18 protein-coding genes and 1 pseudogene are annotated in these 19,314 nt (G+C 67.7%); 8 read left to right on the top strand and 11 right to left on the bottom strand.

The annotated features are described in order from the left end of the window. The first annotated feature begins 262 nt into the window (after positions 1–262). Positions 263–658 carry an SRPBCC family protein gene (locus EIK80_RS11340; protein ID WP_125157083.1) on the top strand — a complete coding sequence of 132 codons (396 nt, stop codon included), beginning with the start codon at positions 263–265 and terminating at the stop codon, positions 656–658. Between the two features lie 21 nt (positions 659–679). Here EIK80_RS11340 and EIK80_RS11335 read toward each other — a convergent pair whose 3' ends face one another. The 6 genes and pseudogenes from EIK80_RS11335 to leuC form a co-directional block, all read right to left on the bottom strand. Then, the gene (locus tag EIK80_RS11335; RefSeq protein ID WP_125157082.1) at positions 680–2,299 is read right to left on the bottom strand and encodes a long-chain fatty acid--CoA ligase; all 1,620 of its coding nucleotides are present in this window, start codon (positions 2,297–2,299) and stop codon (positions 680–682) included. A gap of 64 nt (positions 2,300–2,363) precedes the next feature. Beyond that, the gene (gene leuB, locus EIK80_RS11330; protein WP_125157081.1) at positions 2,364–3,416 is read right to left on the bottom strand and encodes a 3-isopropylmalate dehydrogenase; all 1,053 of its coding nucleotides are present in this window, start codon (positions 3,414–3,416) and stop codon (positions 2,364–2,366) included. An 18-nt stretch (positions 3,417–3,434) separates the two neighbouring features. After that, on the bottom strand, positions 3,435–3,737 hold the full coding sequence (locus tag EIK80_RS11325) for a putative quinol monooxygenase (RefSeq protein WP_125157351.1): 303 nt from the start codon (positions 3,735–3,737) through the stop codon (positions 3,435–3,437). Positions 3,738–3,752: 15 nt separating this feature from the next. After that, a pseudogene (locus EIK80_RS27020) lies at positions 3,753–3,871 on the bottom strand (hypothetical protein); the annotation flags it as partial. An 8-nt stretch (positions 3,872–3,879) separates the two neighbouring features. Continuing rightward, positions 3,880–4,488 (bottom strand): 3-isopropylmalate dehydratase small subunit, encoded by a 609-nt coding sequence (leuD, locus tag EIK80_RS11320; RefSeq protein ID WP_125157080.1) that lies wholly within the window; start codon positions 4,486–4,488, stop codon positions 3,880–3,882. Further along, positions 4,485–5,930, bottom strand: coding sequence for a 3-isopropylmalate dehydratase large subunit (leuC, locus tag EIK80_RS11315; protein ID WP_125157079.1), 1,446 nt, complete (start codon positions 5,928–5,930; stop codon positions 4,485–4,487). Before leuC ends, leuD begins: the two co-directional genes overlap by 4 nt. 148 nt (positions 5,931–6,078) lie before the next feature. Here leuC and EIK80_RS11310 point away from each other — a divergent pair, with 148 nt between their 5' ends. Continuing rightward, a complete protein-coding gene (locus EIK80_RS11310) occupies positions 6,079–7,617 on the top strand; it encodes an MFS transporter (RefSeq protein ID WP_158624670.1) in 1,539 nt (512 codons plus the stop codon). A gap of 287 nt (positions 7,618–7,904) precedes the next feature. On the opposite strand, the gene rplS is transcribed toward EIK80_RS11310, so the two are convergent. Together rplS and trmD are read right to left on the bottom strand one after the other, a co-directional pair. Continuing rightward, positions 7,905–8,309: a 50S ribosomal protein L19 gene (rplS, locus tag EIK80_RS11305; protein WP_125157077.1), complete on the bottom strand. Its 405-nt coding sequence runs from the start codon at positions 8,307–8,309 to the stop codon at positions 7,905–7,907. 2 nt (positions 8,310–8,311) lie between these two features. After that, positions 8,312–9,049 carry a tRNA (guanosine(37)-N1)-methyltransferase TrmD gene (gene trmD / locus EIK80_RS11300; protein WP_125157076.1) on the bottom strand — a complete coding sequence of 246 codons (738 nt, stop codon included), beginning with the start codon at positions 9,047–9,049 and terminating at the stop codon, positions 8,312–8,314. A gap of 63 nt (positions 9,050–9,112) precedes the next feature. On the opposite strand from trmD, the gene EIK80_RS11295 reads away from it, so the two are divergent. Next, entirely contained in the window at positions 9,113–10,831 is a 1,719-nt protein-coding gene (locus tag EIK80_RS11295) for a pilus assembly protein TadG-related protein (protein ID WP_370450215.1), read from the top strand. A 79-nt stretch (positions 10,832–10,910) separates the two neighbouring features. Here EIK80_RS11295 and EIK80_RS11290 read toward each other — a convergent pair whose 3' ends face one another. Beyond that, a complete protein-coding gene (locus EIK80_RS11290) occupies positions 10,911–11,846 on the bottom strand; it encodes an isopenicillin N synthase family oxygenase (RefSeq protein ID WP_125157075.1) in 936 nt (311 codons plus the stop codon). A 179-nt stretch (positions 11,847–12,025) separates the two neighbouring features. On the opposite strand from EIK80_RS11290, the gene EIK80_RS11285 reads away from it, so the two are divergent. The 3 genes from EIK80_RS11285 (at position 12,026) to EIK80_RS11275 (ending at position 15,226) form a co-directional block, all read left to right on the top strand. Further along, positions 12,026–12,697 (top strand): OmpA family protein, encoded by a 672-nt coding sequence (locus EIK80_RS11285; protein ID WP_125157074.1) that lies wholly within the window; start codon positions 12,026–12,028, stop codon positions 12,695–12,697. 120 nt (positions 12,698–12,817) lie between these two features. Further along, positions 12,818–13,849, top strand: coding sequence for a fatty acid desaturase (locus EIK80_RS11280; protein WP_233586596.1), 1,032 nt, complete (start codon positions 12,818–12,820; stop codon positions 13,847–13,849). Between the two features lie 339 nt (positions 13,850–14,188). Further along, complete coding sequence (locus EIK80_RS11275; protein ID WP_125157073.1) at positions 14,189–15,226, top strand: helix-turn-helix domain-containing protein; 1,038 nt, start codon at positions 14,189–14,191, stop codon at positions 15,224–15,226. Between the two features lie 3 nt (positions 15,227–15,229). On the opposite strand, the gene EIK80_RS11270 is transcribed toward EIK80_RS11275, so the two are convergent. Both EIK80_RS11270 and EIK80_RS11265 read right to left on the bottom strand, forming a co-directional pair. Next, entirely contained in the window at positions 15,230–17,134 is a 1,905-nt protein-coding gene (locus EIK80_RS11270; protein ID WP_125157072.1) for a monovalent cation:proton antiporter-2 (CPA2) family protein, read from the bottom strand. Between the two features lie 5 nt (positions 17,135–17,139). After that, the gene (locus tag EIK80_RS11265) at positions 17,140–17,736 is read right to left on the bottom strand and encodes an NAD(P)H-dependent oxidoreductase (protein WP_125157071.1); all 597 of its coding nucleotides are present in this window, start codon (positions 17,734–17,736) and stop codon (positions 17,140–17,142) included. Positions 17,737–17,907: 171 nt separating this feature from the next. Between EIK80_RS11265 and EIK80_RS11260 the strand changes: the two genes are divergently transcribed. Next, complete coding sequence (locus tag EIK80_RS11260; protein WP_125157070.1) at positions 17,908–18,636, top strand: CoA transferase subunit A; 729 nt, start codon at positions 17,908–17,910, stop codon at positions 18,634–18,636. Continuing rightward, positions 18,636–19,277, top strand: coding sequence for a 3-oxoacid CoA-transferase subunit B (locus EIK80_RS11255; protein ID WP_125157069.1), 642 nt, complete (start codon positions 18,636–18,638; stop codon positions 19,275–19,277). Before EIK80_RS11260 ends, EIK80_RS11255 begins: the two co-directional genes overlap by 1 nt. Positions 19,278–19,314 lie beyond the last annotated feature (37 nt).

Genomic DNA, 19,314 nt, shown 5'->3' with positions numbered 1-19,314 from the left:
GTGTTGTTGGTAGGTACCGGTGCTGATGGCGCGAACTGCCAAACCCGCGCCAAAGAAAGCCGCGAGAAACGTACCGACAGAAAGCAATCCGGCCCGGACCCGGTTTCGCATCTCATTCGTCATGGATGCATCTTCGGGCAACATTACTTAAAGCTTCATTCCGGAAGTCCGATAACCCCCCCAAGCTCACACTCTGGACAGCCGCGCCGCTTTAACGAAAGTGACCCCAGCCCAGGCCCAGGTGACTGTGGAGTAGAGACCCATGTTCGAGTCGCGCTACATCAGCATCCGCATCCACAAGCCGGCGGAGGCGGTCTACGCCTTCGCCAAGGATCCCGAGAGCTTCCCCAAATGGGCGGCGGGTCTGGCCTCGGGTCTGACCCGGGACGGCGAGCGGTGGGTCGCCCACGGTCCGGGCGGCGACGTCCGCGTGCGGTTCTCGCCGGATAACCCCTATGGCGTGCTCGATCACTGGGTGACCCAGCCGGACGGGACCGAGCTCTACATGCCGCTGCGGGTGGTGGCCAACGGCGAGGGGGCCGAGGTCGGCATGGTCCTTTACCGGCCGCCCACCCTGTACGACGACGCCGCCTACGATCGCGACGCGGCGGCCGTGGCCAGGGACCTGGCCAGGCTGAAGGCGCTGCTCGAGGCGTGACGGCTTCCCGCGCGCCTAGCGCTAGCCGATGAGGTGAGCCTTCCAGGCTTCGCGCAGGACCTTCTTGTCGATCTTGCCCGTGGCGGTCAGCGGCACGACGGCGAAGACCACATCGTCGGGCGTCCACCATTTGACGATCCGGGGCGCCAGGTAGTCGAGCACATCCGCCTTGCTGATCACCGAGCCCTCGTGGGCCTCGATGACCAGCAGCGGGCGTTCCTCCCACTTCGGATGCGGCACGCCGACGACGGCGGCGATCCGCACGCCGGGGCAGCCGACAGCGACGTTCTCCAGGTCGATCGAGCTGATCCACTCGCCGCCCGACTTGATGACGTCCTTCTGGCGGTCGGTGATGCGCATGAAGCCGTGGGCGTCCAGCGTGGCGATGTCGCCGGTGTCGAACCAGCCGTCCGCCCGCGCGGCGTCCTCGTCCTTGCGGAAGTAGCGACGCACCACCCAGGGGCCGCGCACCAGCAGGGCGCCGGAAGTCTCGCCGTCGCGCGGGGCCTCGGTCCCGTCCTCCAGTTCGACGCGCAGCTCGACGCCGAACTGAAGGCGGCCCTGGCGGGTCCAGATCGCCTCGTCCATCGCCTCTTCGCCCAGGGCCGCGAGGGCGGGGGTGGGGGTGGAGACGACCCCGATCGGGCAGGTCTCGGTCATGCCCCAGATCTGCAGGGTCTGGACGCCGTAGAGCCGCTTGAACGCCTCGGCCATGGCGCGCGGCACGGCGCTGCCGCCGATGACGACGCGCTTCAGCGTCGTGGGCGAGGCGTCGTTCCGTTCCAGCCAGTCCAGATACATCGTCCAGATGGTCGGCACGCCGCCGGTGAAGGTGACGCCCTCGCCCTCGATCAGCGCGTGCAGGCTGGCGCCGTCCATCTTGTCGGCCGGCAGGACTAGCTTGGCGCCGCACAGCGGGGCGCTGAACGGCAGGCCCCAGGCGGTGGCGTGGTAGAGGCTGGAACAGGGCATGACCACGTCGAAGGCGGTGAAGCCGAACGCGCTGTTCAGCCCGCCGGCCATGGCGTGCAGCACCACGGCGCGGTGCGAATAGAGCACGCCCTTGGGATCGCCCGTCGTGCCCGAGGTGTAGCAGAGAAAGGCCCCGGCGTTCTCGTCGAAGACCGGCCAGTCGAAGCGCTCGGGCTGGCCGGCGATCAGGGCCTCGTAGCTGGTCGCGCCGACGTCGCCGGGGATCGTCCGCTCGGGATCCGACAGCATGACGAAGGTCCGCACCGTGGTTAGCTGGGGGGCGATCCGCTCGACCAGGGCCGCGAAGCTCCGTTCGTAGAACAGCACGCCGCTTTCCGCGTGATTGATCGTGTAGACGATCTGCTCGTCGAACAGGCGCGGATTGGCCGTGTGCAGCACCGCGCCGAGGCCGGGGACGGCGTAGAACAGCTCCAGGTGCCGGTGGGTGTTCCAGGCCAGGGAGGTGACCCGGTCGCCAGGCTTCACGCCCAGGCGCTGGAGAGCGTGGGCCAGCTGGGCCGAGCGACGACCCAGACCCGCATAGTCGTACCGCCACAGCGGCTCGTCGATCAGCTTGGAGACAACCTCGCGCGTCCCGTGGGCCTGGGCCGCATAGGTCAGAATGCCGCTGATCATCAGCGGCGTCGTCTGCATCAGGCCCGCGATCATCGGTCCCTCCCAACATGTCTTGTTGGGAGGAGCCTAGGGCCTGAAACGGTTGTTGGGGAAGGGGTTAGAGCGCCGCCAGAACCGCGTCGCCCATCTGGGCGGTGGTCAGCGACCCGCCCAGGTCCCGGGTGCGCGCGCCGGCGTCGAGAGCCTTCTTGACCGCCGCCAGCAACGCGTCGGCCGCCTCGACCTGACCCAGCGACCAGCGCAGGGCCATTTCGAACGACAGGATGGCGGCCAGCGGATTGGCCAGGCCCTTGCCGGCGATGTCGGGCGCCGAGCCGTGGATCGGCTCGTAGAGGCCGGGCTTGCCGGGCGCGCCCAGGGCGGCCGAGGGCAGCATGCCCAGCGAGCCGGTCAGCATGGCCGCGGCGTCCGACAGGATGTCGCCGAACAGGTTGTCGGTGACGATGACGTCGAACTGCTTGGGCGCGCGGACCAGCTGCATGGCGCAGTTGTCGGCCAGGATGTGCTCCAGCTGAACATCCGGATATTCGCGGGCGTGCAGCTCGGTGATCACCTGCTTCCACAACAGGCCCGACTCCATGACGTTCGACTTCTCGGCCGAGTGGACCTTGTTGGTCCGGCCCCGGGCCAGTTCGAAGGCCACGCGGCCGACCCGCTCGATCTCGCTGGTCGTGTAGACCTGGGTGTCGAAGCCCTTCTTCTGGCCGTCCGGCAGGTCCTCGATGCCGCGCGGCTGGCCGAAATAGACGCCGCCGACCAGTTCGCGCACGAACATGATGTCCAGGCCCGAGACCAGATCGCGCTTCAGGCTGGAGGCGTCGGCCAGGGCCTCGAAGCAGTAGGCGGGGCGCAGGTTGGCGTAGACGTCCATGGCCTTGCGCAGGTTCAGCAGGCCCGCCTCGGGGCGCAGATGGCGCGGGGCGTTGGCCCATTGCGGACCGCCGACGGCGCCCATCAGCACCGCGTCGCTGGCGATGGCCTGGTCGCGGACCTCGTCGAGCAGGGGCGTCCCGTGGGCGTCGTAGCTGGAGCCGCCATAGGGGGCTTCGGAGACCTCGAGATCCGGGGTGAGGGCGGCCGCCACGCGGCGCACCTGCGCGCAGACTTCCGGGCCGATGCCGTCGCCGGGCAGGAGGAGCAGGGTGGACATGTGAGGCTCTCTCTTGGATCAGATTTCGCGGTAGGCGGAGACGTCGAACGACGACATGCGGCGCTCGCCGACGCCGAGTTCCGGCCAGCAGGCGCGCCAGGCGGCCATGTGCGGGCTGGCGCGGTGGAAGGCCAGGGCCTCTTCGTCGACGAAATGCTCGTAGACCCGGATCAGGCCGGGGTCGAGCGGGTCTTCGGTCAGGGCGTAGTCCAGGCACCCGGGTTCGGCCCGGCTGTTCTCGACCTGGGCGCGGAGGTGGGGGCGCAGCTCGGCCAGGCGGTCGGGCGCGATGCGGATCGTGCCGGCGAGGATGATGGTCATGCTGGTCGTCCCGAGCCAAAACATCTTGTCATCCCAGACGGCCGAAGGCCGATCCGGGACCCAGGGGCCAAGCGCGGTGCGGCGGCCCATGGGTCCCGGCTCTCCGCTGCGCTACGGCCGGGATGACAAGCCATTGCTGAAATCAGATCTCCAGCCAGGGCTGGCTGATCGCGCGTTTGCTCTCGTAGACGTCGATGTCGCCGCCGTGCATCAGGGTCTCGCCGATGGCGTCGAGGCCCTTGAGCATCTTCTCCTTGCGCACCGGATCGATGTCGAAGGCGATCGTCTTGCCCGACGGCGAGATCACGGTCTGGGCCTCGAGGTCGACGCTGACCATGTGGTTGCCGCCCTTGGCCTCCTCCATCAGGAGCGCCAGTTCGTCGGGCTTCACCACCACCGGCAGCAGGCCGTTGTTGAAGCAGTTGTTGTAGAAGATGTCGGCGAAGCTGGTCGAGATCACGCACATGATCCCGAAGTCCATCAACGCCCAAGGGGCGTGCTCGCGCGAGCTGCCGCAGCCGAAATTGTCGCCGGCGATCAGCACCGAGGCGCCTTTGTACTCCGGCTTGTTGAGCACGAAGTCCTTGATCTCGTCGCCCTCGCCGTCGAACCGGAAGTCGTAGAACAGGCCCTTGGCCAGGCCCTCGCGCTCGACGGTCTTGAGGAACTGCTTGGGGATGATCTGGTCGGTGTCGATATTGGCCAGCTCCAGCGGAGCCGCGCGGCCGTCGAGGCGGGTAAAGGCCTTCATTGGGCGGTCTCCGAGAGCAGGGTGCGCACGTCGGTCAGATGTCCCGCGATGGCCGCCGCCGCCGCCATGGCTGGCGAGACCAGATGGGTGCGGCCGGCGCGGCCCTGGCGGCCTTCGAAGTTGCGGTTGCTGGTCGAGGCGCAGCGCTCGTGCGGTTGCAGCTTGTCGGGGTTCATGGCCAGGCACATCGAGCAGCCCGGCTCGCGCCAGTCGAAGCCGGCGGCCTTGAAGATGGCGTCCAGGCCTTCTTCCTCGGCCTGTTCCTTCACCAGGCCCGAGCCGGGGACGACCATGGCCTTGACGTGCGGCGCGACGAGGCGGCCGTGCAGGAAGGCTTCCTGCACCACGGCGGCGGCGGCGCGCATGTCCTCGATGCGGCTGTTGGTGCACGACCCGATGAACACGCGGTCGATGCGGGCTTCCGAGATCGGCTGGCCGGCGGTCAGGCCCATATAGTCCAGAGCCCGGTGGGCGGCCGCGCGCTTGTCGGGCGTGGCGAAGCTCTCCGGATCCGGGACGTTGCCGGTCACCGGGATGACGTCCTCGGGGGAGGTGCCCCAGGTGACCATCGGGACCAGGGCCGAGCCGTCGATGACCACGGTGCGGTCGAAGACGGCGTCCTCGTCGGTGAAGAAGGTCTTCCAGTGGCTGACCGCCATGTCCCAGGCCGCGCCCTTGGGAGCGGCGGGCTTGCCCTGGATATAGGCGAAGGTCTTGTCGTCCGGCGCGATCAGGCCGGCCTTGGCGCCGCCCTCGATGGTCAGGTTGCAGAGGGTCATGCGGCCCTCCATCGACAGTTCGCGCACGGCCTGGCCGGCGAACTCGATGACGTAGCCGGTGCCGCCGGCCGTGCCGATCTCGCCGATCACGGCCAGGGCGATGTCCTTGCCGGTGACGCCGGGGCCGAGGCTGCCGTCCACGCGGACCAGCATGTTCCTGGCCTTCTTCTGGCGCAGGGTCTGGGTGGCCAGGACGTGCTCGACCTCGGACGTGCCGATGCCGTGGGCCAGGGCCCCGAAGGCGCCGTGGGTCGAGGTGTGGCTGTCGCCGCAGACGATGGTCATGCCCGGCTGGGTGCGGCCCTGCTCAGGCCCGACCACGTGGACGATGCCGTTGCGGATGTCGCCCATCGGGAAGAACTCGATGCCGTTGTCGGCGACGTTGCGGGCCAGGGTCTTGAGCTGCAGGCGCGCTTCCTCGTCCGCCACCGCGTCGACGCCGAGCGCCTGACCCTCGGTCGGGATATTATGGTCCGCCACGGCGAGCGTGCGGTCGGGACGGCGCACCTTGCGACCCGCCGCGCGAAGGCCGGCGAAGGCCTGCGGGGTGGTCACCTCGTGGATCAGGTGCAGGTCGATATAGAGGATCGCTTCGCCGTCCTGTTCGTTGACGACGTGAGCGTCCCAGATCTTGTCGTAGAGCGTCTTGGATGTGCGGGTCATAGCGCCCCGCATCTAGGCCTTCGCGAAGGGCGCGTAAAGCGAGGAAACGCCCAGAATCCTTTGTTCGATCGCCCAACGGCGACCGTTCGTGCCCCTTTGGTCACGCCTCAGGCTGGTGTCGCGCATGTTTTTTTCACCGACGTCGCAATTGAGCGATGACGACCGCGAACGCGGCCTGCGCCACCTGGTTCTCGAGGCGGGCTTCTCCAACGCCTGCACCGCCGTGACGAGCGGCGTGATCCTGACGGCCTTCGCCATGCACCTGGGGGCCTCGAACACCACCATCGGCCTGCTGGCGGCCATCACCTTCTGGGTTCAGCTGCTCCAGGCGCCGGGCGTGCTGCTGGTCGAGAAGCTCCGCGCCCGCAAGCGCATCGCCATCCTGGCCAGCCTGATCAGCCGCTGCGCCCTGGCCGGCATGGCGGTGCTGGCCGTCGCGCCGCGCGCGGGGGGCGCGACCCTGGCCTTGCTGGTCGTGCTGCAGGTCTTCTATTGCGGGATCGCCACCTTCGGCGGCTGCGCCTGGAACGCCTGGGTGCGCGATCTCGCGCCCGAGCAGCGGCTGGGCCAGATCTTCGCCAAGCGGACGATCAACGCCACCATCGTGGCCCTGATCGCCAGCCTCGCCGCCGCCTTCGCCCTGGATCGCGCGCCAGAGGGCTCGACCTGGCGACCGATCGCCTTCGCCGGACTCTACGCCTTCGGGTTCCTGGCCGGCCTGCTCAGCTGCCGCGAGCTGGCCCTGACGCCGGAGCCGAAGATGCCGCCGGCGACCGAAACCATCCGCCTGCTGCCGCTGCTGAAGGCGCCGTTGAAGGACCAGAATTTCCGGCGGCTGATCATGTTCCTGGCCAGCTGGCAGTTCGCGGTGAACCTGGCCACGCCGTTCTTCACGGTGTTCTTCGTCAAGCAATTGGGTCTCGACATCACCTTCGTGGTCATCCTGGGCGTGGTCAGCCAGGCGACCAATGTGCTGGCGTTGCGCAGCTGGGGCCTGCTGTCCGACCGTTTCGCCAACAAGTCGGTGCTGGCGGTGGCCGCGCCGCTGTTCATCCTGTGCATCGCCGCCATGGTCGGCGCCTCGCAGATCGCGTCGAAGCCCTGGGTCATGGCCTATCTGGTGGGGCTGCACGCCCTGATGGGCCTGGCCACCGCGGGCGTAACCCTGTCCTCGGGCAATATCGCCATGAAGCTGTCGCCCCGCGGTTCGGCCACGGCCTATATCGCCGCCAACGCCCTCATCAGTTCGGCGGCGGCGGGCCTGGCCCCCGTGCTGGGCGGGGTGTTCGCCGACTTCTTCGCCGCCCGCCGGCTGGAGATCCTGCTGCGCTGGACCAGTCCCGGCGATGTGCTGACCCTGATGCCCCTGCGGGTGTCGAGCTGGGACTTCTACTTCCTGATCGCGTTCGTTCTGGGCCTCTATGCCTTGCACCGCTTGGCGTTGGTCAAGGAGGCCGGAGAGGTCGACAGCAAGGCCATGGTCGGCGAGGTCATCGCCCAGGCCCGACGCGACGTGCGCAACCTGTCGCCGATCGCCGGCCTGAAGCTGTTGACCGACGTTCCCGCCGCCCTGCTGCGTGACGCGCGCGTGCAGCTGCGGCTGCGCCGGGCGCGGGAGAGCCGGGCCGAACGCGATGCGGAAAGGACCCGCCGCGGCGGGCGGCGCGGCGCTCGAAAGGTTTCCTAGAACGACATAGGGCGCGCCTGTGTTGCGGCGCGCCCTAGCATCATTCCTTGCTTCCGGGGGCCGATGGCTCCGCCCGGAAAGGGCCGTCCACTAGAAAGGAGACGGTCTGGAAGCCCGGCCGAGGCCGGGGGTGCCTTAACCATGTCACGGAACGCGGGTTTGTCAAGTCGCGTGCGATCGCACGAAAGCTTGGCCGGAGCGGCCACGCCAGCGACGCCGTCACGCCGCGCAAAGAAAAAGGCCCCGGCGTTTCCGCCAGGGCCTCGTTCACGTCCGGTCGCGGAGGTTTAGTCTTCCGACGAAGCCGCGGCGGCAGCCTTGGTGTTGCCACCGGCGCGCTCGGCGATACGGGCCGACTTCCCGCGACGGTCGCGCAGGTAGTACAGCTTGGCGCGACGGACGACGCCGCGACGCTTGACTTCGATGCTTTCGATGCTCGGCGACAGCAGCGGGAACAGACGCTCCACGCCTTCGCCGAACGAGATCTTGCGGACCGTGAAGCTCTCGTGGACGCCCGCGCCCTGACGAGCGATGCAGACGCCTTCATAGGCCTGAACGCGCTCGCGCTCGCCTTCCTTGATCTTCACGTTGACGCGCAGGGTGTCGCCGGGACGGAATTCCGGGATCGCGCGGGCGGCCAGCAGACGGGCCGATTCTTCTTGCTCGAGCTGAGCGATGATGTTGATCGCCATGATCATTTCTCCTTGGGCTTACCCGTTTTCGGGCCGCCTTTTGCCTGTTGATTGGCGAGATGCGCTTCCCAGAGATCTGGACGCCGCTCGCGGGTCGTTTCTTCACGCATACGCTTGCGCCATTGGTCGATCCGCTTGTGATCGCCCGACAGCAGCACCTCGGGGATGTCGAGCCCTTCGAACGTCCGCGGTCGCGTGTACTGCGGATGCTCGAGGAGGCCGTCCTCGAAGCTTTCTTCCAGCGTGCTCTCGATGTTCCCCAGCACACCCGGGGCCAGTCGAACGCACGCCTCGATCACGACCATCGCCGCCGCCTCGCCACCGGCGAGCACCGCGTCTCCGACCGAGACCTCCTCGAACCCGCGGGCGTCGAGCACCCGCTGATCCACCCCCTCGAAGCGGCCGCACAGCACCACGATGCCGGGCGCCTTGGACCACTCTCGAACGCGCGCCTGGGTCAGGGGCCTGCCCCGGGCGCTCATGTACAAAAGCGGCCGACCATTCAGCTCCACACTGTCGAGCGCAGAGGCGATGACGTCCGCTTTGAGCACGGCTCCCGCGCCGCCACCCGCGGGGGTGTCGTCGAGGAAGCCGCGCTTATCCTTGGAAAAGGCCCGAATGTCCAGCGTTTCGAGACGCCACAGGTCCTGCTCCTTCCAGGCGGTCCCGATCATCGAGACGCCGAGCGGGCCGGGAAAGGCCTCGGGGAACATGGTCAGGACGGTGGCGGTGAACGGCATGGGCGCTCTTTAGCCGCAGGCGGGCTCGGAGTCGAAGGGGCGTTCATCAACGGCGTTTTCGGCTTGTTCACCCTCATCGGCGAAGGTCACGCGGAAAATCACGCCCGGGACCCGACCATGCCGACCGAGAGCCGCTTCCTCCGACGCCTGACCGAAGGCTTCGCCGCCTTCGCTCGCCGTCTGCGGCGCGACGAACGCGGCGCGATCGCCGTGCAGTTCGCCCTGCTGGCCCTGCCGCTGGCGGTGCTGGTGTTCGGCCTGGTGGATATCAGCCGCGTCAGCCTGCAGCGCCGGCAGATGCAGGACGCCCTGGACGCCGCCACCCTGATCGCCGCGCGCTCGACGGCGGTGACCGACGCCCAACTCGACGCGGTGGGGGACCCCGCCTTCCTGGCCGAGATCAATGGCCTGAACCTGGGTCTCACCGGCGCCAGCTCGACGTTCAAGGCCGGGACCAACAACAGGGTTGTTGCGACCGCCAGCGGTACGCTGAAGCCGATTATCGCCAATCTGTGGACGAACAGCGACATCACGATCACTGCCTCCTCGGACGTGGTGCGTTCGGTCAACAAGCTGGAAGTGGCCCTGGTGCTCGACAACACCGGCTCGATGGACAGCAATCTAGGATCGGGCGGCAAGAAGATCACCGCCCTGATCACCGCCTCGAAGTCGCTGGTGGCGACGCTGGCCGCCGCCGCCCAGCGGTCGTCGGACCCGGATTCCGTGAAGATCTCGGTCGTGCCGTTTTCGATGACGGTGAATGTCGGCTCGACCTACCAGAGCGCGTCATGGATCACCGGGACCATGCCGACCGCCTATGGCGCGGACCTGTTCGCCAGCAGCCAGGACCGCTTCACGCTGCTGTCCAACCTGAATCTGTCGTGGGGCGGCTGCATCGAGAGCCGGCCCGACCCCTACGACATCACCGACACGGCCCCGGGCTCGGGCGCCACCATGTTCGTCCCGTTCTTCGCGCCCGACGAGCCGGACGACAATTCAGTGTCGAAGGGTGGCGGGAAATATCGCGATAAGCGCACATATACTAATGGCGAGATCCAGAACAACTGGATCACAAGCGACCGGTCCAGCTCGAACAGTTGGTTCACCCGCCAGAACGAGACCAGCAAATACGCCAATAACAGCACCAACCGGGGCAATGTTATCAGTCAGGCCAAGACGGGGACGGCCTACGGCCCCAACGCCGGCTGCGGCCTAACGAGCCTGCTGCGCCTGACGAATGTCAAGACATCCGCCGGCGCGACCACCGTCACCGACAAGCTTGATAAAATGGTCGCCAATGGCAACACCAACGTCGCCATGGGGCTGATGTGGGGCTGGCATACCGTGTCGCCCAACGCGCCGTTCGCGGACGGAAAGGCCTACGGCACGGACAAGGTCTCGAAGATCATCGTCCTGCTGACCGACGGCGACAACGTCAACAACGAGGTCAGCAACCCCAACGACTCCGTCTATTCGGGCTACGGCTATATCTGGCAAAAGCGCCTGAAGAATTCGAGCGGGACGGCGCTCGACGTCGGCTCGACCGGCGACAACCGCCGCGACGCCATCGACAGCCGCCAGACCAAGATCTGCGCCAATCTGCGGGACAAGAAGATTCTGGTCTATTCGATCGGCGTCGGCGTCTCGTCCCACTCCAAGAGCATCCTGCAAAGCTGTGCGACGACGACCGACATGTACTACGACGTCACCGACGCCTCGCAGTTGACCACGGTGTTCAACGCCATCGCCGGCTCGATCCAGAACCTGCGGATCGCCAAGTAGCGACCCGGCTGTCGCGCAACGAAAAAGCCCCGCCGAGCGACCGGCGGGGCTTTGTCCTGTCCGGGATACGGCGCGGCTTCTAGGCCAGCTTGATCTCGCGCAGGCGCTGCTGGAGGAACTCGTCCGCCGTGATCGACTCCGGATAGCGGTCCGGGTTGTCGGGCGTGATGCAGTTGGGCAGCGTCTTGATCTCGTAGTCCGACGCGAAGTGCAGGAAGAACGGCGTCGAGTAGCGCGGGATGTGGCGGCGCTCGGGCGGCGGGTTCTGCACGCGGTGGATGGTCGAGGGCAGGACGTGGTTGGTCAGCCGCTCCAGCATGTCGCCGATATTGATGACGATGCAGCCCGGGGGCGGGTTGATCGGCAGCCACTCGCCGTTGCGGTCCAGCAGCTCAAGACCGCCTTCCTCGGCGCCCATCAGCAGGGTGATGGTGTTGATGTCGCCGTGGGCGCCGGCGCGCACGCCGGTGGCGTCCAGCGGGATCGGCGGATAGTGCAGCAGGCGCAGCACCGAATTGCCGTTCTCGATGGTCGGATAGAAGAAATCGCGGTCCAGCTTCAGGTAGGTGGCGATCGCCTCCAGCACCTTGCCGCCCATGCTGTCGAGCGCGTTGTAGAACCAGCTGACGTCATGCTTGAAGGCCGGGATCTCGGCCGGCCAGACATTGTCGGCCATGGTGGCGCGGAAGCGGTGGCCGGGCGGCAGGTCGCGGCCCATGTGCCAGAATTCCTTCAGGTCGTGGTGCGTGGCGCCCTTGGCGGTCTCGACCCCGAACGGGATGTAGCCGCGCGCGCCGCCCTTGACCCCGGCATATTGCTTCTTGGTCTCTTCCGGCAGGGCGAAGAAGGCCTTGGTGTCGGCGATCGCCGCGTCGATGCGGTCCTGCGGGATGTCGTACTCCGACAGCACGGCGAAGCCGTAGCGTTCGAACGACGCGCCCAGCTCCTGGGCGAAGCGCGGGAAGTCCTTGCTGTAGAGGGAGAACGAGATCGGTTCGATGGCGGAGGTAGACACTTCTTCGAGCCCTGAGACAGCGGAATGGGAGATGAGTAAGTTCCTTCTTACTACACCGGGCCAGGGGCGAAACGAAGACCCGTTCATCCTGGCGTCAGGTGCGATATTGGAACTTGACCATAAGAAGGGCGTTTGCCCGTCTGACGTTGATCTACAACAAAGCCGTGAGGGTTGCGAGAATGCGCAAGATTGCCTTGGTCGCTGTACTGATGGGCGCTACCGCCCTGGTCGCCTGCACCACCACCGACCCCTATACCGGCATGCCGGTGCGCAACAACACCGGCACGGGCGTTTTGGCCGGCGCGGCGGGCGGCGCCCTGCTGGGCTATCTGACCAACACCAACAAGGGCGAGCAGGGCCGCAAGAACGCGCTGATCGGCGCGGGCATCGGCGCGCTGGCCGGCGGCGCGGTCGGCAACTACATGGACCGCCAGCAGGCCGACCTGCGCCGCAGCCTCGAGACCTCGGGCGTGATGATCCGCCGCAACGGCGATCAGATCGTGCTGGTCATGCCCAGCGACGTGACCTTCGCCGTCGACAAGTCGGACGTGCAGCCGCAGTTCACCCGCGTGCTCGACGACGTGGCCCGCACGCTGAACGCCTATCCGCAGACCACGATCGACGTGGTGGGCCACGCCGACAGCAGCGGCGGCGCCGACTACAACCAGGGGCTTTCCGAGCGCCGCGCCAGCGCGGTGGCCGACTACCTTGTGCGCCAGGGCCGGGTGTTGTCGGACCGCGTGTTCGTGGCCGGCATGGGCTCGCGCCAGCCGATCGCCGACAACGCCACCGCCGCCGGCCGCGCCCAGAACCGCCGGGTGGAGATCATCCTGCGGCCGCTGACCCAGTGAACACCTAAGGGCGCGGAATTGTCGCGCCTTTGATCCAAACGGTTGCTTTTCCCTCGCGTCGTCGCCAATTCGTCATGCCTGTTACGGGTTTGTAGGCGGCGCGAGGTCGAAGTGAACAAGTTGACGAGCCAGGGCGTCAGTCTGACCAAGCAGGCCTATGCCCTGACCGACGACCTTATGACGCCGAACGCGGCGGTCTACTGGGTCGACATGATCGTCTCGGTCGTCCTGATGTGGGGCGGTCTCTATGTCGCCGCGACGACGGGCGCCCTGGCGATCGGTCTGGTCGCGGGCCTGGTCAGCGTGCTGGCCCTCTATCGCGCCCTGAGCTTCATCCACGAACTGACCCACATCCGCGACGACGAGGCCCCGGGCTTCCGCGTCGGCTGGAACATCCTGGTCGGCGTGCCGCTGATGACCCCCTCGCTGATGTACGAGGGCGTGCATAACATCCACCATATCAAGGACCGCTTCGGCACGGCGCTGGATCCGGAATACATGCCGCTGTCGCGCTTTACGCCGCTGGGCCTGGCCGGCTTCCTGTTCGTGGCGTTGCTGGCCCCGCTCGGCGTGATCCTGCGCTCGGCGATCCTGATCCCGCTGTCGTTCGTGGTCCCGCCGCTGCGCCGCTACCTGAAGACCAAGCTGTCGGCCCTGATCATCAATCCCGACTTCGTGCGCGACGACCTCAACCGCTGGCGCGCCGCCTGGGTGGTTCAGGACGTCGCCTGCTGGCTGTGGTCCTGGGCGGTGATCGCCGCCACCGTCGCCGGCTGGCTGCCGCTCCGCGCCGTGCTGACCGGCCTCCTGATCTTCTCGCTGGCCACCTTCCTCAACCAGGCCCGCACCCTGGTCGCCCACCACTGGGATAACGAGGGGGACAAGATGACGCTCGACGAGCAGTTCCTCGACTCGGTCAACGTGCCGCCGCCGAACCTGGCCTCGGAGCTGTGGGCCCCGGTCGGCCTGCGTTACCACGCCCTGCATCACCTGCTGCCGCGCCTGCCGTATCACAATCTGGGCAAGGCCCACGCCCGCCTGACGGCGGCCCTCGCGACGGACTCGATCTATCACCAGGCCTCGGAGAAGGGCCTGTTCGAGGCTCTGGGCGATCTCTTCCGCCGGGTGGGCCAGAAACAACCCGCGACCTAAAAGAGCGACGCGGACTCGGCGGGAGTCCGCGTCGCGGTAGTTTGGGTTGTTCACGCGGCGGTCCGGACCTTCCAAAAGTTCCCCACCCTGGACGGACCGGACCAAACCGCTCGGCGCGAGCTCGTCACCAAGGGAATGGATCGGACGATTTCGCGCCGGCCGTTCCCGTAGAGCCAGGGCCCGTCGCCTGGCAACGGCGCGCCAGGGGTTTGAGACGGCGGGTCATGAATCTGAGACGCGGCGCGAGCGCCCGGCCCAGCCGTTGACGACGGACGGCTTTCTGGCTTTGGCTCGGCTGTCCGTCTATCGTCGGTTCGCGTTTCCGGGGTCGAGTTTTTCATGTCGCAAGCCTCGATGCTTCCCCACTATCAGGCGGGCACCCGCGTCACGCCCGGCCGCCAGGGCGTGGAAGCCTACGCCGAGGCGATCGCGCCGATCTTCGACATGCGGTTGGGCGACGTCGACGCCGCGGGCACCGACCTCTGGGTCGACACCTTCAATATCGGGCCGATGCTGCTGGGCGCGGCGCACATGACGGGCGGCGCTTTCGCCTATGGTCGCGATACGCGGAAGGTCGCCGCGACCGGGCTGGAGCTGATCCTGGTGCAGATCATCCTCGAGGGCGGTGACAGCCGTCAGGCGGGGCGCGGCGAAACGACCGCGCGACCTGGCGACGTCTGCATTCTGGATCTGACCCGCACCTTCCAGTCCCAGGCGGGCGACTGCGTGAACCTGAACCTGGCCTTGCCGCGCGCGGCCTTCGATGCGCGCGACATCGACCTGGATCCGCTGCACGGCCTCGTCCTGCGCCGCGAGAGCGCGGGCGCGCAGCTGCTGAAATCGCACGCCGAGAGCCTGATGCGCGTGGCGACCAACCTGCGGCCCGAGGAGGCGTATGGCGTCGGGCGCGCCACGACCGACCTGCTGGCCGGCCTGACGCTGGGCCAGCGGAGCGACGCGGCTCGGCGGGCCTCGGCCGACACCCAGCGCGCGCGGATGCGCCGGTTCATCGACGCCAACCTGCACGACCCCGACCTTGGGGTCGAGATGCTGTGCCGCCAGTTCGGCGTCTCGCGCGCCTCGCTCTATCGGCTGTTCGCGCCGCTGGGCGGGGTCAGCGAACACATCCGCAACCGACGCCTGCGTCGGGTGTTCGAGGCGCTGTCCGATCCGATCCAGCCCCTGGCCATGGCCCAGGTGGCCGAGCGCCATGGCTTCACCGTCTGGTCCAGCTTCAGCCGGGCGTTCAAGAGCCGCTTCGGCATGACGCCGGGCGAGGCGCGTGGACAGGGCGTGATGGCCGCGGCGCGGGCCAGCGCGATGCAAGCCTCGGCCGGCGCGCTGCCCGACTGGCTGAGGGCGCTGGACGCGGCCTAGAGCCTACTCCGCCCCTTCCTGTTCCGCGCGCTCGCGCAGTTCCTCGTCCAGGCTGGCCGTGTCCCAGGCCCCGCCGGCGTCGCCGGGCCGCATGCGGTGGAGGTCGGCGTCCAGCAGGCGGTCCATGGTCTTGGCCGCGTCGCGCGAGGCCAGGATATAGGCCTCTTCCTGGCCCCACATCGGGCGCAGTTCCTCGAACACTCGCCGATCGTGGCGACGGAAGAAGGCGGCGGCGCGGTGCGCCCGGTGCGCGCGGAAGCCCAGCTTCTGCAGGGCGGTGGTCCCCAGGGCGAGGGCCGACTCGAAGGTCTCGCGCTCGACCGCGTCGGCGCCGTTGGCCAGCAGGTCATAGGCGTGTCGGCGGTCCCAGGCGCGCGCCAGGATGACCAGGTCCGGGAAGGCCTTGCGAGCCGTCTCGACCAGTTCGACGGTCTTTTCGCGATCATCCAAGGCGACGATCAGCATCCGGGCCCGCTCGGCGCCGGCGGCGCGCAGAAGGTCCAGACGCGTGGCGTCGCCATAGTGCACCCGGCGGCCGAAGCGCTGCAGCAGCTCGATCTGCTCGATGTCGCTGTCGAGAACCGTCGACTTGAAGCCGCTGGCCTGCAGCAGGCGGCCTGTGATCTGCCCGAAGCGGCCGAAGCCGGCGATGATGATGTCCGGCTCGCCCTCGTCGAAGGCGCCGGTGTCGGGCGCGATGTCGGGAATGGCCGCGTCCATCAGGGCGGCCACGCGCTCGTAGAGGATCATGGCGACCGGCGTCAGGGCCATGGAGAGGGCCACGGCGGCGGTCAGCAGGGCCGCCAGTTGCACGCCGATCACGCCCGCGCCGACCGTGAAGCTGAGCAGCACGAAGGCGAACTCGCCGCCCTGGGCCAGGGCCGTGGCCACCGCCATCGCCCCGCGCTTGGGCGCCCCGAACAGGCGGGCGATGCCGTACATGACGATGAATTTCAGCACCATCAGGCCAATGACGACGCCCAGCAGCTTCAGGGGCTGACTGGCCACCAGCGGCAGGTTCACGCCGGCCCCGACGGTGATGAAGAAGAGGCCCAGCAGCAGCCCCCGGAACGGCTCGATGTCGCTTTCCAGCTCGCGGCGGAACTCGCTCTCGGCCAGCACCACCCCGGCCAGGAAGGCCCCGAGCGCGGGAGACAGGCCGACGATCTGCATCAGGCTGGCGACCGCGACCACGATCAGCAGGGCGGCGGCGACGAAGATCTCGCGCAGGCGGGCCTTGGCGATGAAGCGGAACAGCGGCTGGACCAGATAGCGGCCGCCGCCGATCACCCCGGCCACGGCGGCGAACACCGACAGGGTCTGGGCCCAGATCGGCAGGTGAGCCACCAGGCTGCCCTCGCCATGGCCGCCGCCGCCCGCCGCGTGGCTCGCCGCGCCCGTGGCCAGCAGTGGCAGCAGGGCGAACATCGGAATGACCGCCAGGTCCTGCAGCAGCAGCACCCCGAAGGCGGCGCGCCCGACGGGGCCTTGCCGGAGCCCCTTCTCGTCCAGGGTCTGGAGTACGATCGCGGTCGAGGACATGGCCAGGACCAGGCCCACCGCCAGGGCCGTCTGCCAGGGCAGGCCCAGGGCGTAGGCGGCGGCGGCGATGGCCAGGGCCGTGCCCAGCACCTGCGCCCCGCCCAGCCCGAAGATGGCCTTGCGCATGTCCCACAGCATCGAGGGCTGCACCTCAAGGCCGATCAGGAACAGCAGGATGACGACGCCGAACTCGGCGAACTTCATGACGTCGGCCTGGTCGCCGACCAGGGACAGCGCGAACGGGCCGATGACCACGCCGGCGATCAGGTAGCCCAGCACCGAGCCCAGCCCCAGCCGCTTGGCGATCGGCACCGAGACGACGGCCGCGCCCAGATAGACGAGAGTCTGGGTGAGGAAGTTCTCCATGCGCCTTACGCCTCCGCCTTGCCCGAAACCCGCGGCGCCGGCAGCAGCGAGGCCACCCGCGCCTTGTAGCGCTCGGCCTCGGCCTTCAGGGCCGCGTCGTCCTTCACGGAGGCGCCGTGCACGACGAACGGCGTCTCCCATTCCATGCCGCACAGGTGGGCGGTCTGCTCCAGCGGTCGCAGGAACTCGTCCATGCTGAACCGGTTGTAGCCATGCATGTGGTAGGCCTTGGCGCTGGCGCCGGTGGAGCAGGCCACGAACAGCTTCTTGCCCTTCAGCGCGACGCCGTCCTCGCCATAGGCGAAGCCGTGCAGCCAGACCAGGTCCAGCCACTCCTTCATCAGGGCCGGGGTCGAGTACCAGTAGAGCGGAAACTGCAGGGCGATGACGTCGTGGGCCAGCAGGGCCGCCTGCTCGGCCTCGATGTCGACCGCGAAGTCCGGATAGATCTCGTAGAGATCCTTGAAGGTGACGCCCGAGAGGCCCTTGGCCGCCTTGGCCAGGGCGCGATTGGCGCGAGACCGTTCAAGCGCCGGGTGGGCCAGCACGAGGAGCACGCCAGAGGTGGCGGGCGTCATCGAGCCGGTGCTAGCGTCGGTCATCAGGCGACCCTTCCGGAAAATAATTCATCAAGGGTTGAATTTTTTCGCGGCTCGGGCGACACGGTTCGCCAAGAGCCAAACAGGTGCGGCGAGGCAGCCTTTTCATCCGCTACGGATAAACAGGCCGACCCCGTTCGGGATAGCCCGCGAGCTCGGGAATAGGGAGACACCATGGTCGACAAGGTGAAGAAGGACGCCGTCGAGGCCCTCGCCGGGCTGTTGTTCGACGGCATGACCATCATGGCCGGGGGCTTTGGCCTCTGCGGCATTCCGGAGAACCTGATCGCGGCGATCCGCGAGGCGGGGACGAAGGATCTCACGGTCATCTCCAATAATTGCGGCGTCGACGGCTTCGGCCTGGGGATTCTCCTCGAAAACCGTCAGATCAAGAAGATGGTCTCGTCCTATGTGGGTGAGAACAAGCTGTTCGAACAGCTCTACCTCAGCGGCGAACTGGAACTGGAGTTCAATCCGCAGGGCACGCTGGCCGAACGCATCCGTGCGGGCGGGGCGGGCATCCCGGCCTTCTTCACGCGCACCGGCTACGGCACCCTGGTGGCCGAGGGCAAGGAAGTGCGCGAGTTCGACGGCGAGATGTATGTGATGGAGCGCGGCCTGACCGCCGACCTCGCGATCGTTAAGGCCTGGAAAGGCGACGCCGAGGGCAACCTGATCTACCGGAAGACCGCCCGCAACTTCAATCCGATGATGGCCACGGCCGGCCGGAAGACCGTCGTCGAGGTCGAGCAGCTGGTCGAGATCGGCGCCTTGGACAAGGACGCCATCCATACCCCCGGCATCTATGTCGATTTCATCGTCACGGGCGCTAGGTTCGAGAAGCGCATCGAGCGGGTGACCACCCGCCCCAAGGAAACCGCCGCCGCTGGAGTTGAAGTCTGATGGCCTGGACCCGTGACGAAATGGCGGCCCGCGCCGCCAAGGAGCTGCAGGACGGCTTCTACGTGAACCTGGGGATCGGCATCCCGACCCTGGTGGCCAACTACATTCCCGAGGGCATGTCGGTGACGCTGCAGAGCGAGAACGGCATGCTGGGCATGGGCCCCTTCCCCTACGAGGGCGAGGAGGACGCCGACCTGATCAACGCCGGCAAGCAGACGATCACCGAGCTGGACTCGAGTTCGTATTTCAGCTCGGCCGACAGCTTCGCCATGATCCGCGGCGGCCACATCGCCCTGTCGATCCTGGGCGGCATGCAGGTGTCCGAGACCGGCGACCTGGCCAACTGGATGGTGCCCGGCAAGATGGTCAAGGGCATGGGCGGAGCCATGGACCTGGTCGCCGGCGTCAAGCGCGTGGTGGTGGTCATGGACCACTGCGAGAAGTCCGGCGCGCCGAAGCTTCTCAAGCAGTGCTCGCTGCCGCTGACCGGCGCGGGTGTCGTGGATCTGCTGATCACCGAGCTGGGCGTCTTCGAGATCAACCGCGGCAAGACGCCGGTGAAGCTGATCGAACTGGCCCCAGGCGTCACCGTGGACGAGGTCAAGGCCAAGACCGAGGCGGCGTTCGAGGTCGCGGTCTAGTCGCTCTGAGATCCCCATCCCCGCCAAGGGGGGCGTA

The sequence above is a fragment of the Caulobacter sp. 602-1 genome (assembly GCF_003931565.1).
In the GTDB taxonomy this organism is placed as follows: Bacteria; Pseudomonadota; Alphaproteobacteria; order Caulobacterales; family Caulobacteraceae; genus Caulobacter.
This window is presented reverse-complemented; position numbering and strand designations above follow the sequence as displayed.